The 14,176-nt window shown below is 70.7% G+C and carries 14 protein-coding genes; 6 read left to right on the forward strand and 8 right to left on the reverse strand.

Features of this window, described 5'->3' with window-relative positions:
- Positions 1-118: 118 nt before the first annotated feature.
- Positions 119-841 (reverse strand): ArsR/SmtB family transcription factor, encoded by a 723-nt coding sequence (locus ACZ7M7_RS24975; RefSeq protein WP_472120397.1) that lies wholly within the window; start codon positions 839-841, stop codon positions 119-121.
- A 45-nt stretch (positions 842-886) separates the two neighbouring features.
- Positions 887-1,528 carry a TetR/AcrR family transcriptional regulator gene (locus tag ACZ7M7_RS24980; protein WP_383607622.1) on the reverse strand — a complete coding sequence of 214 codons (642 nt, stop codon included), beginning with the start codon at positions 1,526-1,528 and terminating at the stop codon, positions 887-889.
- Positions 1,529-1,632: 104 nt separating this feature from the next.
- Between ACZ7M7_RS24980 and ACZ7M7_RS24985 the strand changes: the two genes are divergently transcribed.
- From ACZ7M7_RS24985 to ACZ7M7_RS24995, 3 genes are all read left to right on the forward strand, one after another.
- Positions 1,633-2,784 (forward strand): acyl-CoA dehydrogenase family protein, encoded by a 1,152-nt coding sequence (locus tag ACZ7M7_RS24985; protein ID WP_472120399.1) that lies wholly within the window; start codon positions 1,633-1,635, stop codon positions 2,782-2,784.
- A 59-nt stretch (positions 2,785-2,843) separates the two neighbouring features.
- Positions 2,844-3,131: a YiaA/YiaB family inner membrane protein gene (locus ACZ7M7_RS24990; RefSeq protein ID WP_383607624.1), complete on the forward strand. Its 288-nt coding sequence runs from the start codon at positions 2,844-2,846 to the stop codon at positions 3,129-3,131.
- 133 nt (positions 3,132-3,264) lie between these two features.
- Positions 3,265-3,888: a TetR/AcrR family transcriptional regulator gene (locus ACZ7M7_RS24995; RefSeq protein ID WP_383607625.1), complete on the forward strand. Its 624-nt coding sequence runs from the start codon at positions 3,265-3,267 to the stop codon at positions 3,886-3,888.
- A 24-nt stretch (positions 3,889-3,912) separates the two neighbouring features.
- On the opposite strand, the gene ACZ7M7_RS25000 is transcribed toward ACZ7M7_RS24995, so the two are convergent.
- Entirely contained in the window at positions 3,913-4,374 is a 462-nt protein-coding gene (locus ACZ7M7_RS25000; protein WP_472120402.1) for a MaoC family dehydratase, read from the reverse strand.
- Between the two features lie 116 nt (positions 4,375-4,490).
- Between ACZ7M7_RS25000 and soxR the strand changes: the two genes are divergently transcribed.
- Positions 4,491-4,991, forward strand: a complete 501-nt coding sequence (soxR, locus tag ACZ7M7_RS25005; protein WP_383629151.1) for a redox-sensitive transcriptional activator SoxR — start codon at positions 4,491-4,493, stop codon at positions 4,989-4,991.
- A gap of 98 nt (positions 4,992-5,089) precedes the next feature.
- Here soxR and ACZ7M7_RS25010 read toward each other — a convergent pair whose 3' ends face one another.
- On the reverse strand, positions 5,090-6,157 hold the full coding sequence (locus tag ACZ7M7_RS25010) for an RNA ligase (ATP) (protein WP_383607628.1): 1,068 nt from the start codon (positions 6,155-6,157) through the stop codon (positions 5,090-5,092).
- A gap of 151 nt (positions 6,158-6,308) precedes the next feature.
- Between ACZ7M7_RS25010 and ACZ7M7_RS25015 the strand changes: the two genes are divergently transcribed.
- Positions 6,309-7,055, forward strand: coding sequence for a hypothetical protein (locus tag ACZ7M7_RS25015; protein ID WP_472120404.1), 747 nt, complete (start codon positions 6,309-6,311; stop codon positions 7,053-7,055).
- Here the strand turns inward: ACZ7M7_RS25015 and ACZ7M7_RS25020 are convergent.
- Positions 7,001-7,729 carry a 3-keto-5-aminohexanoate cleavage protein gene (locus ACZ7M7_RS25020; RefSeq protein ID WP_451168697.1) on the reverse strand — a complete coding sequence of 243 codons (729 nt, stop codon included), beginning with the start codon at positions 7,727-7,729 and terminating at the stop codon, positions 7,001-7,003. The genes ACZ7M7_RS25015 and ACZ7M7_RS25020 overlap by 55 nt on opposite strands.
- 65 nt (positions 7,730-7,794) lie before the next feature.
- Positions 7,795-8,400, reverse strand: a complete 606-nt coding sequence (locus tag ACZ7M7_RS25025; RefSeq protein ID WP_369270040.1) for a hypothetical protein — start codon at positions 8,398-8,400, stop codon at positions 7,795-7,797.
- Between the two features lie 266 nt (positions 8,401-8,666).
- Here ACZ7M7_RS25025 and ACZ7M7_RS25030 point away from each other — a divergent pair, with 266 nt between their 5' ends.
- Positions 8,667-11,450, forward strand: coding sequence for a penicillin acylase family protein (locus ACZ7M7_RS25030; protein WP_472120407.1), 2,784 nt, complete (start codon positions 8,667-8,669; stop codon positions 11,448-11,450).
- Positions 11,451-11,468: 18 nt separating this feature from the next.
- Here ACZ7M7_RS25030 and ACZ7M7_RS25035 read toward each other — a convergent pair whose 3' ends face one another.
- Together ACZ7M7_RS25035 and ACZ7M7_RS25040 are read right to left on the reverse strand one after the other, a co-directional pair.
- Positions 11,469-12,785, reverse strand: a complete 1,317-nt coding sequence (locus ACZ7M7_RS25035) for a serine-threonine protein kinase (protein ID WP_472120409.1) — start codon at positions 12,783-12,785, stop codon at positions 11,469-11,471.
- A gap of 109 nt (positions 12,786-12,894) precedes the next feature.
- Positions 12,895-14,127, reverse strand: coding sequence for an exo-beta-N-acetylmuramidase NamZ family protein (locus ACZ7M7_RS25040; protein ID WP_472120411.1), 1,233 nt, complete (start codon positions 14,125-14,127; stop codon positions 12,895-12,897).
- Between the last annotated feature and the right edge of the window lie 49 nt (positions 14,128-14,176).

A 14,176-nucleotide genomic window follows, 5' to 3' on the forward strand; every position in this document is an offset into this window, starting at 1 on the left:
ACCCAAGGGGCGCGGGGAACTGCGCGACCAGCCCCCACGCACCCGCACCCGGCACACGACGCAGCACCCCCTCCACGCACCCGCACCCGACGCAGCACACCCCCCACAGCCACCCGCCTCACCGCAACGCCCCCGCATCCATTCCGAGCAGCTCCCCCAACGCCCGCTCACCCGACGGAGTCACCTTCACGGCCCGCTCCGACCCGATCCGCACACACCACCCCTCCTCCAGCGCGTGCCGGCACAGTGCCGCGCCCGCGACCCCGGCCAGATGAGGGCGGCGTTCGGTCCAGTCGAGACAGGCCCGGGCCAGCGGCCGGCGTCCGGCACGGTCGAGCGAAATGCCGACGGCGTCGAACCAGCCCAGCCCCGCGTCGGTCAGCGCGAACCCGGTGTCCTGCCGCAGCAGCCCGCGCGAGGTCAGCGCGTCGGTGACGGCGATACCGAGCCGTCCGGCGAGATGGTCGTAGCAGGTGCGGCCGCGGGCCATGGCCGAGCCGGCGCTGGACTCCCGCAGGTTCCGGGGCCGACGGTCCGTCCCCGGGCCGACCTGCGCGGCGAGGTCCTCCACCAGCTGGGCAACCCGCGCGTCGGCCAGCCGTACGTACCGATGCCGTCCCTGTCGCTCCTCGGCGAGCAGCCCGCCCGCGACGAGCTTGCCCAGATGCTCGCTCAGCGTCGACGCGGCGACCCCGGCGTGCCGGGCCAGCTCACCGGCGGTCCACGCCCGCCCGTCGAGCAGCGCCAGCAGACAGGCCGCCCGGGTCTCGTCGGCGATGAGTCCGGCGAGGCGGGCCAGCTGCGCTGCCTGGGGGTCCCTGGTGGTCATGGGTCCCAGCATGCGACACGGACACTTCGGCGTTCGCCGAAGTGTCGGGAGGCGTGCCTACGTGGCCCGCCCGACCTGCTCGTACTGCCGCGCGAGACCGTCCAGCAGCGCCGTCAGGCCCGTCTCGAAGGCGCGCTCGTCGATCTTCTCCTGCAGCTCGGAGAGGAGGTGGGCCTGCCCGAGGTGGGGGTAGTCGGCGGGGTCGTACGCGCTCGCGTCGTCCACGAAGCCCCCGGCGAACGAGCCGAGCGCCGAGCCCATGATGAAGTACCGCATCAGCGCACCGATGGACGTGGCCTGCGCCGGGGGCCAGCCCGCCTCGACCATCGCGCCGTAGACGGCGTCGGCGAGCCGCAGCGCGGCCGGGCGGCGGCCGGGGCCGCGGGCGAGGACCGGGACGATGTTCGGGTGGTCGCGCAGGGCGGCCCGGTAGGAGACGGCCCAGTCGTGCAGCGCGGTGCGCCACTCCCGGCCGTCCTCGAACATCGACAGATCGACCTGCGCGCTGACCGAGTCGGCGACCGCCTCCAGGATCTCGTCCTTCGTACGGAAGTGGTTGTAGAGGGAGGGCCCGCTCACGCCCAGCTCGGCGGCGAGCCGACGCGTGGAGACGGCCGCGAGGCCCTCCGCGTCCACGAGTTCGCGAGCCGTCGCGACGATCCGGTCGTAGCTGAGGAGGGGCTTGCGCGGTCGGGCCATGGCGCACATAGTAGGGCTGCCGGACAGAAACTAGCAGTGCTAATTTAAATGTACGGCTTTCAATGTACGGCCGTCGAAGTCCGTTCTCTGTGGGGTGACTCGGCATGAATCTGGAGCTCAGCGACGAGCAGACCGCCGTCCGGCAACTCGCCCGCGACTTCGTGGACCGCGAAGTCGCCCCGCACGTCGTCGCGTGGGACCGGGCCGAGGAGGTGGACCGCGGAGTCGTCAAGAAGCTCGGCGAGGTCGGCTTCCTGGGCCTGACCATCGACGAGGAGTACGGCGGCTCGGGCGGCGACCACCTGGCGTACTGCCTGGTCACGGAGGAGCTGGGCCGGGGCGACTCCTCGGTGCGCGGGATCGTGTCGGTCTCCCTCGGCCTGGTCGCCAAGACCATCGCCGCATGGGGGAGCGAGGAGCACAAGCGCCGCTGGCTGCCCGGGCTCACCTCCGGTGAGCAGGTCGGCTGCTTCGGCCTCACCGAGCCGGACACCGGCTCCGACGCCGGCAACCTCGCCACGCGGGCGGTAGGCGACGGCGGCGACTACGTCCTCAACGGCACCAAGATGTTCATCACGAACGGCACTTGGGCCGATGTCGTCCTGCTCTTCGCGCGCTCCACCGACGCGCCCGGCCACAAGGGCGTCTCCGCCTTCCTGGTCCCCACCGACACTCCCGGCCTGACCCGCCGCACCATCCACGGCAAGCTCGGCCTGCGCGGTCAGGCCACTGCCGAGCTGGTCCTCGAGGACGTACGGGTGCCCGCGTCGGCCATGCTGGGGGAGGAGGGCAAGGGCTTCTCGGTCGCGATGTCGGCGTTGGCCAAGGGGCGGATGTCGGTCGCCGCCGGGTGTGTGGGCATAGCCCAGGCCGCCCTGGACGCGGCCGTCCGCTACGCCGGCGAACGTGAGCAGTTCGGCAAGTCCATCGCCCGGCACCAGCTGGTCCAGGAGCTGATCAGCGACATCGCCGTCGACGTGGACGCGGCTCGGCTGCTGACCTGGCGGGTCGCCGACCTGATCGACCGCGGGCTGCCCTTCGCCGTCGAGTCCTCCAAGGCCAAGCTGTTCGCCTCGGAGGCCGCGGTCCGTGCCGCCAACAACGCGCTTCAGGTCTTCGGCGGCTACGGCTACATCGACGAGTACCCGGCGGGCAAGCTGCTGCGCGATGCCCGCGTGATGACCCTGTACGAGGGCACGAGTCAGATCCAGAAGCTGGTCATCGGGCGGGCGCTGACCGGGGTTTCGGCGTTCTGAGTACGTGGCTGAGTAGTTCAGCGGATGTGGCACGGGGCACGTTCGCCGACCCTTGGCCCATGAGTGACACACCGGTCAAGCAGCAGAGTACGGCCGCCTTCTACGGTCAGTCCGTCGCGTCCTTCGCGGTCGCCATGGCCGCCACCGGCATCGGCATCTACCAGCTGAGCGCCGACGCCTGGGTGCGCGGCTTCCTCGCGATCGCCGTTCTCTACCTGGTGACCTCGGCGTTCACGCTCGCCAAGGTCATCCGGGACCGTCAGGAGGCCGGGCAGATCGTCAGCCGGGTCGACCAGGCCCGGCTGGAGAAGCTGCTCGCCGATCACGACCCCTTCGAGAAGATCTGAGCCCGGGCGCGCGGGACCGGCCGGGGTCCGGCCCGGTCCGGCTCGTTCAGGCCCCTCCCGGCCGCCTCACTAAGCGCTCGCTCAGTATCGGCGGTATGGTGGTGGCTCTGTCAGCGAGAGGGGCGAGTGAGCGATGAGTACGGCGGAGGACACGGCCGACGGCGAGACGTCGGCGTGGGGTGAGGTCACGCCCGACGCGGCCCGGCGGCTGCTGATCGCCGCCGTGGAGGCCTTCGCCGAGCGCGGCTACCACGCCACCACGACCCGTGACATCGCGGGCCGCGCCGGTATGAGCCCGGCCGCGCTCTACATCCACTACAAGACCAAGGAAGAGCTGCTCCACCGCATCAGCAGGATCGGCCACGAAAAGGCCCTCGAGATCCTGCAGACGGCGGCCCGCCGGGACGGCACGCCGAACGAGCGGCTCGCCGACGCGGTGAGCTCCTTCGTCCGCTGGCACGCCGGGGGACGCACGACCGCGCGGGTCGTGCAGTACGAGCTCGACTCGCTCGGCCCGGACGCCCGCGACGAGATCCTCGCGCTGCGCCGGCAGTGCGACGCCGAGGTCCGCGCGATCATCGAGGACGGTGTGGCCGCCGGTGCCTTCGACGTGCTGGACGTGAAGGGCACGACCCTCGCCGTCCTCTCGCTGTGCATCGACGTGGCCCGCTGGTTCAACGTCGACGGCCCGTGGACGCCCGACGAGGTCGGCGCGCTGTACGCCGACCTCGTGCTGCGGATGGTGGGCGCGAAGTAGCCCGCGCGCAGCGGTGGGCGGGGCTCAGAAGTAGTAGCGGGAGACGGACTCGGCGACGCACACCGGCTTGTCCCCGTCCTCGCGCTCCACGGTGAAGGCGACGGTCACCTGGACGCCGCCGGTGACGTCGTCGACGCCGGTGATGGTGGCGGTGGCGCGCAGTCGGGAGCCGACCGGTACCGGGGCGGGGAAGCGGACCTTGTTCGTCCCGTAGTTGACGCCCATCTTCACGCCCTCGACCGCGATGAGCCGGGGTCCGAAGAGCGGGAGCAGGGACAGGGTGAGGTACCCGTGGGCGATGGTGGTCCCGAAGGGTCCCGCGGCGGCCTTCTCGGGATCCACATGGATCCACTGGTGGTCGCCGGTCGCCTCCGCGAACAGGTCGATCCGCTTCTGGTCGACCTCGACCCAGTCGGTGTACCCCAGCTGCTCACCCACTGCCGCCTTCAGGTCGTCGGCGCCCGTGAAGATCCTCGGCTCTGCCATGTCCCGGCCTCTCGCGTCGCGTGTCTCAAGCCATCTCTAAGCGACTGCTTAGCATGCTAGGCCGCGCAGCCCCTGTCAACGGACCGGGGCCGTGCCGCGGTAGGTAGGTTTGAGGGGTGCCCCAGATCCCCGAGAAGATCCACGAGCTCACGGTCGGCCAGCTCGCCGCCCGTAGCGGCGCCGCCGTCTCCGCCCTGCACTTCTACGAGTCCAAGGGCCTGATCAGCAGCCGCCGCACCTCCGGCAACCAGCGCCGCTACACCCGTGACACCCTCCGCCGGGTCGCCTTCGTCCGCGCCGCCCAACGCGTCGGCATCCCCCTGGCGACGATCCGCGACGCTCTCGCCGAACTCCCCGAGGAGCGCACCCCCACTCACGAGGACTGGGCACGCCTGTCGGAGGCCTGGCGCTCGGAACTGGACGAACGCATCAAGCAACTGAACCGCCTCCGGGACCACTTGACCGACTGCATCGGCTGCGGCTGCCTCTCCCTGGACACCTGCATCCTCTCCAACCCGGACGACGCCTTCGGCGAACGCCGGGCGGGTTCGCGCCTGATGGTGGAACAGGGGGGAGGCCGGGGGAACGGGAGGAGTGGCGGGGGTTCCGGAAGGTAGGGGCAGGCAGGGCCAGGGGTCGGCACCCCGCTGGCGCGGGTGAGCGACCCGGCCCGGGCTCAGCCCAGCGCCGGGCGCCCACGAACCGGCGGCCCGAGTCACTCGTACTCGGTCCCGCCCTTCCGCGTCAGATACGCCGGACTGACCGCCTTCGCGATGGCCCGCCCGCCGGTCACCGCGCTGTACCGCTCGGCAGCGGGACGTATCACCACGCCCTCCCGCAGATGCAGCTCCCGCCCGGATACGGTCTCCCGGCCACTGGCGACCTCCAGCACCCGTTCGATGTCGAACGGACCCTCGAACAGGCGCGGCACCAAGGGCAGTTCACCCTTCAGCACCTCCGCCGCGTCCAGCCACTGCACCCGGCCGTCGATCTCCGCGGACACGTCGAACACGGCGTACCCCAAGGTCTCCCGGCGCCCGTCGGCCCCGTACGTCAGGTCCTGCACCCCCGCGCCGTACACCTCACCGAAGACACCCACCCGCCGCGCGCCCAACCGCTCGGCCACGCGAGCCGCGACCTCGGCGACGCCGTGCGCCTGCACCGCCCGCCAGTACAGGTTCCGTGGGTCCTCCTTCAGCGCCAGCGACTTCGAGCCGAAGCCCTTGGAGGACACGTACACCCGCTCCTCGTCGGCCACATACGTCAGCAGGCACGCCGTCCCGTGCAGTTTCTCGGTCAGCACGACCGGCTCACCCGGTTCGAAGATGCCCGGATACCGCTGGATGTTCTCGATGTCGACCCACGGCAGCAGATCCGGCGCCGACTCCACGTCGCCGGACATCGTGGGCGGGATGGGCGGCACCCACTTGGTGATCCCGAGCCGCTCGGCGAAGTCGGCACCCTCGGCGGCCGCCCGCGCCAGATCGACGTCGGCAAGCGCGTGGGGTCGGCACACGATCCCCTGCGACAGCTCACCGCGCAGCCGCACCGCCTTGACCCGGTCGGCCCTGCTCCCCGCGAGCCGCCCGGTCAGCCCCAGCTCCTCGATCAGCCCGGCCGGCAGCACGGACTGCTCGGGGATGTACACGGCGGCATCACCCGTGCGGTACGCGCCCTTGGCGACGACGGCACGGTACAGACCCACCTGGGCCAGCTCCAGCGCGTCGGCGTTGGGATGTTCGTGGACGGTCAGCACTTCGGCGGTGACGCGCAGCGTCGACATTGAGGGCTCCTCGGTGTTCCTCAGGTGTGTTTCATCGCCCTCAACTGTCCGGACGGGAAAGGGATGGAGCGACCGGATTACCGCCTGCTATCGTCGCGATCTTCGGCCGGCGGCCAGCTGCCGTGTACGGAGTCCTGACGGGTCCACCGCCATGTCCACTGCCTCGTCCTCTCCCTCCCTCGACGCCGCCCTGGCGGAGATCGACACGGTCTTCAACGGCTTCGCCAGTCCCACGGAGGCCGGCTGTGAGCGGTGCTTCCGTCCGGAGGAGACGGCATATCTGCGCACGCCGTACACCCGCGTCCCCGCGGATCTGGTCGGCAGGTTCTTCTTCAAGGCCCCCGGTCACTTCGAGGACCACGCGGCCGTGGTGCGCCGTCTCCTGCCGCAGGCCGCGCATGCGATGGCCGAGGGCACGCTGGACGGCATCGGCTGGGGACACCCCGGGCTGAGCCGGGTCGACTGGCGCGGATGGCCCGCCCACCAGGCCGCCGCCGTCGAGGCGTTCGTGCACGCCTGGTGGCAGCACGTCCTCACGGCGCCCGAGCCGCCGTACCCCGTGGCCGATGTGTTCGAGACCTGCGCCATGATCCTCGGAACCGTGACGCCCCTGCTCGACCGTTGGGACAGCCGTCCCGTCGCCGACGAACATCTCGCGAACTGCTCGGCGAGGTGGCTGCACGAGCTGGACTTCGACGCCGCACCGTTCGGTTGGTGGGACCTCGACGACGAGGTCGCCGTCGTCGCCGAACTCCAGTCCTGGCTCGCCGACCATGCTCCGGCCCGGCTCCGCGCCCAGGGCGAGACCGACCTCGCGACCCGCGCCGCACTCCTCGCCCTGCCCTACGACGAGCGCTGGGCCCACCCGTACTGGACCAGCCCCTCGGCCACCAACTGAGCGTTGGAAGCCGCCCGTTCCCCGTCCGGCAGGACCAGCGTGTCCTCGAGGCCGATGCGCGTCCCCAGCCCCAGCCGCCCCGCCAGCCGCAGCACCGGCCAGGCACCCCCGTCCTCCCCGTGCAGCAACACCGGGCGCTCGAACGCCGGGCCCAGGTCGGCAAGCAGTGCACGCGCAGTGTCCTCGGCCGTCTCGGCGGACGTGTCCGTCACCTCCGCCAGCACCCGCAGCACCCTCGGCCCCAGCGGCGAAGCCGCGAACCGGGCCGCCCCGTTCGTGCCGGACCAGATGCCGGCCTCGACGCCCACGCCTCGCTCGATCAGCGCCGCGGCGATCTCCTCGGCGCCCTGCTCATGCCAGTTGACCGAGGCGTGGTCCGGCAGCACCGTCCAGCCGCGTACGCGTGCCAGTCGGGCCTCGGGGTCCGGTTCCGCCCACGCCCCTGTGGTCACCCCGACCGGCACCGACACCCGGGCCCGTATCGCCTCCAGCGTCGGCGCGAGCACACGCGGCGACAGACTGTCCTGTCCGCAGGGGGTCTTGGGGTGCACATGGATGTCCGTGGCCCCGGCCGCAACGGCATGGGCAGCAGCATCGGCCAACGCCTCCGGCGAGAGCGGCACCATCGCACCGTCGCCGGCCCCTCGGGACCCGTTCAGACACACCTGGATCATGTCTCGATGGTGTCAGTCACCACCGGCAATAGGGGGTGCGGCATCCCCGGCGCACCCCCGTCGTACTAGGCGGACACCAGCAACCGCCGCTCGCGCCGCGACGCCGCCAGCGCTTCGGGCGTCAGAACCGGACGCGGCACCACGATTCCGCAGTCCGTGCAGACCGGGCCCGACGACGGTTCATGGGCCAGGTCGTACTGCCAGATCAGTCGCTCCCCGCCGCACACCGGGCACTCGCAACCCGGATCGCGCTCCAGCGCGGAGATCAGTCGGCGCAGCACCTCGGCCAGCGGTTCATCGGGGTGGACCCGGGGGTTGTCGCACCAGGCGACTCCGAAACCGCCCCAGGTCAGCCGGTGCCAGTCGTCCACACTGCCCGGCCTGCGCAGTCCGTCGTGCTTTTCCTTGCGGCGTCGCTCGGCGAACTCGACCTCGTAGGCCAGCCAGACCGAACGCGCTTCCTCCAGCTCGTCCAACGCGGCCACGAGCCGCGCCGGATCGGGGGACCGGTCCTCCGGACCGAACCCTGCCCGGGAGCACAAGTGGTCCCAGGTCGCCCTGTGCCCGTAAGGAGCGAAACGCTCAAGGCACTTACGCAGCGAGTAGCGCCGAAGCGCCAGATCGCACCGCGGGTCGCGCACCTGTCTCGCCAGACTCCGGAAACCGGCCATCGCCCTGCACCTCCGTCACACCTGCACCTGTACTTCGGTCACTTCGGCGTCGTCGCACGGACTTCGTGCGACGTTGACGAATAGACGTATCGACAAGCGATTCGGCTCCATTCCCGCTCCATCCGATTTCGGATGATCTCCATGGCGCTCCCTCTCGTTGCCTCCATCGCGTTCCCTGGCGACTCCCAAACATGACGCATGTTCATCTTCAATCCCGGGGATACCGCCGGTAACATCCCGGCTCACCCTCGTCGGTAGGAGCGGCCATGCCACGGCGTACCCCACGCAACGCCTTAGTCGAACTGAGAACTCCCGGCAGATTCCACGGGTTCCTGAAGACCGCATCCATATGCGCCCTGATCGCCGGTCTTTTGTCGCCAATTTCCCCGGCGGTCGCCGCGCCCGAGGCGACGGCGGCCGCCGACCACTGCGGGAACCAGTGCTCCGACATCCTGCCGCCGGGCCAGAACGGCAACGCGACCCTCGCCCAGATCCTGCTCAACCAGGCCTTCGGCACGATGCCCGAACACGCCTCCGACCAGCTGGGTCCCTATGCCGGCCTGGCCAAGGGCCACTCCGGCCTCACCAACGCGACGATCAACAACTTCTTCAACGATGCCTCGTTCGGCGTCCCGTCCGATCAAGTCGCCTCCACCGTGAATCCCGCCGGGCGCGGCGACGTGACGATCGTCCGTGACAAGAAGACGGGTGTGCCGCACATCACCGGTACCACCAGATACGGCACGGAGTTCGGCGCCGGCTATGCGGCCGCCCAGGACAGGCTGTGGCTGATGGACGTCTTCCGGCACGTCGGACGCGGGCAGCTGACCTCCTTCGCGGGCGGCGCACCCTCCAACCAGGGTCTGGAGCAGCAGTTCTGGCGCCACGCGCCGTACACCGAGGCCGATCTCCAGGCGCAGATCGACAACGCCGTCGCCTCGAACGGCGAACGCGGGCAGCTGGCCCTCGCCGACGCCAAGGCCTATCTCGACGGCATCAACGCCTACATCGACGCCTCCGACAGCGGCCGCTACTTCCCCGGCGAGTACGTCCTGACCGGTCACAAGGACTCCGTCACCAACGCCGGCACGATCGAGCACTTCAAGCTCACCGACATGGTCGCGCTGGGCTCGGTCATCGGTGCCCTGTTCGGCTCCGGGGGCGGCGGCGAGGTCAACAACGCGATCTCTCTGCTGGCCGCCCAGGAGAAGCACGGCGTGGCCGACGGCACCAAGCTCTGGGAGTCGTTCCGCGAGCGCAACGACCCCGAGGCCGTCGTCACCGTCCATGACAAGAGCTTCCCGTACGCCACCAAGCCCGAGAACCCACAGGGCGGGGCTCTGCCCGACGCCGGCTCGGTCGCCGAGGAACAGCTCGTGTACGACCGCACCGGCAGCGCGGCCGGCTCCGCCCCGACCGGCGCCTCCACCAAGGCCGCCGAGACCGCCACGACCTCGGCGAAGCGGGGCATGTCCAACGCCCTGGTGGTGAGCGGCGAGCACACCGCGAGCGGCCACCCGGTCGCCGTCTTCGGCCCGCAGACCGGCTACTTCGCACCCCAGCTCCTCCTGCTCCAGGAGATCCAGGGCCCCGGCATCAGCGCCCGCGGCGCCTCCTTCGCGGGCCTGAGCATGTACGTCGAGCTCGGCCGCGGCCAGGACTACGCGTGGAGCGCCACGACCTCCGGGCAGGACATCATCGACACCTACGCCGTCGAGCTCTGCCAGGACGACCACCACTACCTGTACCGCGGCACCTGCACGGCGATGGAGAAGATCGAGCAGAAGAACGCCTGGAAGCCGACGACCGCCGACAGCACCCCCGCGGGCTCGTACACGATGCGGGTCTGGCGGACGAAGTACGGCCCCGTCACGCACCGCGCCACCGTCGGCGGCAAGAAGGTCGCCTACACCACACTCCGCTCGTCCTACCTGCACGAGGCCGACTCGATCATCGGTTTCCAGATGCTGAACGACCCCGACTACGTCAAGGGCCCGGAGGACTTCCAGAAGGCGGTGCAGCACATCAACTACACCTTCAACTGGTTCTACGCCGACTCCGAGCACACCGCCTACTACAACAGCGGCGACAACCCGGTGCGGGCGACCGGCGTCGACGCGGAGTTCCCGGTGTGGGCGCAGCCGGCGTACGAGTGGCGGAACTGGGACCCGGCGAAGAACACGGCGCAGTACACCCCGCCCTCGGCCCACCCCAACTCCATCGACCAGGACTACTACATCTCCTGGAACAACAAGCAGGCCAAGGACTACACGACCGCGCCCTGGGGCGACGGCTCGGTGCACCGCGGCAACCTGCTGGAGGACCGGGTGCGGGGGCTCGTCGACGCGGGCGGCGTGACCCGGGCCTCGCTGGTGAAGGCGATGGCCGACGCGGGCCTTGCCGACCTGCGGGCCGAGGACGTACTCCCGGACCTGCTCAAGGTCGTCACCAGTTCCCCGGTGACCGACTCGACGGCCGCGGCCGCGGTGAGCAAGCTGCAGACGTGGCTGGCGGCGGGCGGCAAGCGCACCGAAACGTCGGCCGGCTCGAAGAAGTACGCCGACGCCGACGCGATCCGCACCCTGGACGCGTGGTGGCCGCTGCTGGTGAAGGCCCAGTTCGAACCGGGCCTCGGCAGCGAGCTGTATGCCGCGATGACGGACAACCTGCCCATCGACGAGTCCCCGTCGGCCGCCCACGGCCCGACCGGCGCGCACGCCGGAAGCGCCTTCCAGTACGGCTGGTGGTCCTACGTCGACAAGGACATCCGCGCCGTGCTCGGTGAGCCGGTGCAGGGCCCGCTCGACCGCACGTACTGCGGGGCCGGCAGCCTCAGCGCCTGCCGGGACCTGCTGATCGGCACCCTGAAGGAGGCGGCCGGCAAGACCGCGGCCCAGGTCTACCCCGGTGACGACCAGTGCTCGGCGGGCGACCAGTGGTGTGCCGACTCGATCGTCCAGCGCACCCTGGGCGGCATCAAGCACGGCAGGATCAGCTGGCAGAACCGGCCGACGTACCAGCAGGTGGTGGAGTTCACGTCACACCGGTGACGGGAAGCCGGCGGCGGGTCACTCGATGCGGCCCGCCGCCAGCACCACCTGCGCCAGCTCCCGGTGCACGATGTCGCTGTGCGCCCCCGCCGGCGGCCCCCCGCGCCTGACGACCGCCGCCGCGTCGATGTTCACGCACCCCGAGGCGGGCAGCTTCGTCCTCAGCGCGGCGGCCAGCTTGAACGACCGTGTCCCCGGCACCGCCTGCACCCCGCCGTGTCCCATGGCACCCCACTTGGCGCCCAGCACCCGGCCGACGTCGAGAGCCGCGACCCCGCGCTCGTCCCGCGCCATGCGGGAGGCCAGCGGATACATCGTCGACAGGGCCGAGTCGTGCCGCGAGTGGCAGCACACCAGCGGTCCGTCGATACGGTTGTGCTGGCCCTCCAACACCCCGCCCGCGCGCGCGTCGTGCGGCAGCCGGGACGCGAACGCGTAGTGCGAGAAGGCGCCTTGGAGCAGCGTCACCGACTTCACCGTGCGCACGCCCTTCGGCAGCCCACGCAGCGCGAACGACACCAGCCGTGCTCCGAAGCTGTGCCCGACCAGATGCACCCGCACCTGCGGTGCCCGCGCGGCCAGCTGCCCCACCACCCGGCCGAGCCCACGCTCACCGACCGTCCCGGCGCGCCGCTTCATGGCGTAGTACGTGCCCTGCCGCAGCAGCTCGTGCGCGCCCTCCCAGGGGTTCGGCAGTGAGAACGAGGCCGCATCGTCCGGTGCCTCGAGATGCGTCAGCGCCTGCGCGAACTCCTCGCACACCGCGGCCACGGACCCCGCGAGCATGTCCGGCGAGTCCTGCGGCACGCCCTCCGCCAGCGTGTCCGCCGCGAACAGCACCTGCGGCCCCGGCGGAACGACGTCCACCAGCATCCGCACCAGCCGCCCGAACTCCTCCAACTCGGCCTCCTCGCGGGGCTGCTGGTCCAACAGCCGCGCGATCTGGTCGATCACCGTCGCCCGGCCGGGAAAGGTCTCCAGCAGCGCGTGCCGGGTGTCCTTGTCCAGCACCGGCCGCCGCGGAAGCTCGGCCGCCACCGCCCGCGGGAAGTCCGGGATCGGCTCGTCCGAGAACCTCATCGACGGCCAGACCACGCCCACGTAGCCGATCCTCGCCGCCGGGGCGAGCTGCGGGATCGGCGCGAAGAAGCGGTCGTAGAGCCGGGTCGCCACCGAGCGGTCGTTGTTCCAGCCGTGCGCGAAGACGATCAGATCACGGACGTGGTGCTGTGCCACCCCGGCCAGCAGCCGGTCCCGCTTCCGGGAGTCCGGATCGCCGTCCGCGTCGAAGGTCAGCTCCCAGTAAGGAGTCACGCTCACTGCCGGTTCCGCCATGACGGGCCCCCTCGTCCCCCGAAGTGGTGCGATACGGGCGCATCGTCCTGCTACCGGGCGGGATTGGCCATACGTCGTCACCCATCCGTGTAACCCCGCTGCGGGGCGCTCACTTGTACAGGAGGTACTCCCGCCGCACCCGCCGGAACGCCGCCAGCTCCCCCTGCCAGCCCGCCACCACCTCGTCGGCGCTCGCGCCCGCGTCGATCATCGTGCGGACCTGTGTGGAGCCGGTGAGCTTGTCGATCCAGTTGTCCGCACGCCAACTGAAGCCGCTCCAGGTCCTCTTGGCGGTCACCAGCAGGGCGATGCCGGTGCGGACGGGGTCGTATGCGGCGCGGTCGTGGACGTGGATCTGTACGCCGCCGATGGTCTTGCCCTGGAACTTGGAGAACGTCGGCGCGAAGTAGGCCTCTCGCAAGCGCACCCCGGGGAGGCGGAGTTCGTTCGCGGCGGCCGCCCAGCGTCCGTCGATGCCTTCCGCGCCCAGCAGTTCGAAGGGGCGCGTGGTGCCGCGTCCCTCCGAGAGGTTCGTGCCCTCGAAGAGACATGTGCCCGAGTAGACGAGGGCGGTGTCCGGCGTCGGCATGTTCGGGCTCGGCGGCACCCACGGCAGGTCCCAGGCGTCGTAGAACTCGGACCGCTTCCAGCCCGTCATCCGTACGGTCTCCAGCGGTACCGGGGTGGTGAGGAACTCCCCGTTGAACAGCCGCGCCAGCTCGGCGACCGTCATGCCGTGCGCCTGGGAGATGGGCCGGCGGCCGACGAAGGTGGCGAACTCCATGTGCAGGACGGGGCCTTGGGCCGCCCGCCCGGTCACCGGGTTCGGCCGGTCCAGCACGACGAAGCGCTTGCCGGCCAGCTGGGCCGCCTCCATGCAGTCGTAGAGCGTCCAGATATAGGTGTAGAAGCGGGCTCCCGCGTCCTGGATGTCGAAGACCACCGTGTCCACGCCGGACGCGGTGAAAATGTCGGCGAGGGGCCGGCCGCTCTTCAGATACGTGTCGTAGACCGGGAGGCCGGTCGCCGGGTCGTCGTAGCGGCCTTCGGAGCCGCCTGCCTGGGCGGTGCCGCGAAAGCCGTGTTCGGGGCCGAAGACGGCCGTCAGGTTCACCCTTTCGTCGGCGTGCATGACGTCTACGATGTGGCGGACGTCGCGGGTGACGCCGGTGGGATTGGTGACGATTCCGGCCTTCTGGCCTTCGAGGACCGAGTAACCGTCGGCTGCGAGCCGCTCGAATCCGGTTCGCAGGGGTCTGTGGCGATCGGCCGCGGCCGCTGCCGAAGGTAGGGATGCTGCTGCCGTTGTCGCTGCGAGGAGAGCTCGTCTGGATAGGCGCATGAGGGGCACGGTATTGCGCCCGCAGGTTGCGGGGAAGGTGCCGGGGCCC

It is taken from the genome of Streptomyces sp. NPDC111606, assembly GCF_055656945.1.

Bases quoted from the DNA above. Each gene is read 5' to 3' on its own strand.
- ACZ7M7_RS24975 (WP_472120397.1), bottom strand. From the start codon at position 841: ATGCTGGGACCCATGACCACCAGGGACCCCCAGGCAGCGCAGCTGGCC.
- ACZ7M7_RS24980 (WP_383607622.1), bottom strand. From the start codon at position 1,528: ATGGCCCGACCGCGCAAGCCCCTCCTCAGCTACGACCGGATCGTCGCG.
- ACZ7M7_RS24985 (WP_472120399.1), top strand. From the start codon at position 1,633: ATGAATCTGGAGCTCAGCGACGAGCAGACCGCCGTCCGGCAACTCGCC.
- ACZ7M7_RS24990 (WP_383607624.1), top strand. From the start codon at position 2,844: ATGAGTGACACACCGGTCAAGCAGCAGAGTACGGCCGCCTTCTACGGT.
- ACZ7M7_RS24995 (WP_383607625.1), top strand. From the start codon at position 3,265: ATGAGTACGGCGGAGGACACGGCCGACGGCGAGACGTCGGCGTGGGGT.
- ACZ7M7_RS25000 (WP_472120402.1), bottom strand. From the start codon at position 4,374: ATGGCAGAGCCGAGGATCTTCACGGGCGCCGACGACCTGAAGGCGGCA.
- ACZ7M7_RS25010 (WP_383607628.1), bottom strand. From the start codon at position 6,157: ATGTCGACGCTGCGCGTCACCGCCGAAGTGCTGACCGTCCACGAACAT.
- ACZ7M7_RS25015 (WP_472120404.1), top strand. From the start codon at position 6,309: ATGTCCACTGCCTCGTCCTCTCCCTCCCTCGACGCCGCCCTGGCGGAG.
- ACZ7M7_RS25020 (WP_451168697.1), bottom strand. From the start codon at position 7,729: ATGATCCAGGTGTGTCTGAACGGGTCCCGAGGGGCCGGCGACGGTGCG.
- ACZ7M7_RS25025 (WP_369270040.1), bottom strand. From the start codon at position 8,400: ATGGCCGGTTTCCGGAGTCTGGCGAGACAGGTGCGCGACCCGCGGTGC.
- ACZ7M7_RS25030 (WP_472120407.1), top strand. From the start codon at position 8,667: ATGCCACGGCGTACCCCACGCAACGCCTTAGTCGAACTGAGAACTCCC.
- ACZ7M7_RS25035 (WP_472120409.1), bottom strand. From the start codon at position 12,785: ATGGCGGAACCGGCAGTGAGCGTGACTCCTTACTGGGAGCTGACCTTC.
- ACZ7M7_RS25040 (WP_472120411.1), bottom strand. From the start codon at position 14,127: ATGCGCCTATCCAGACGAGCTCTCCTCGCAGCGACAACGGCAGCAGCA.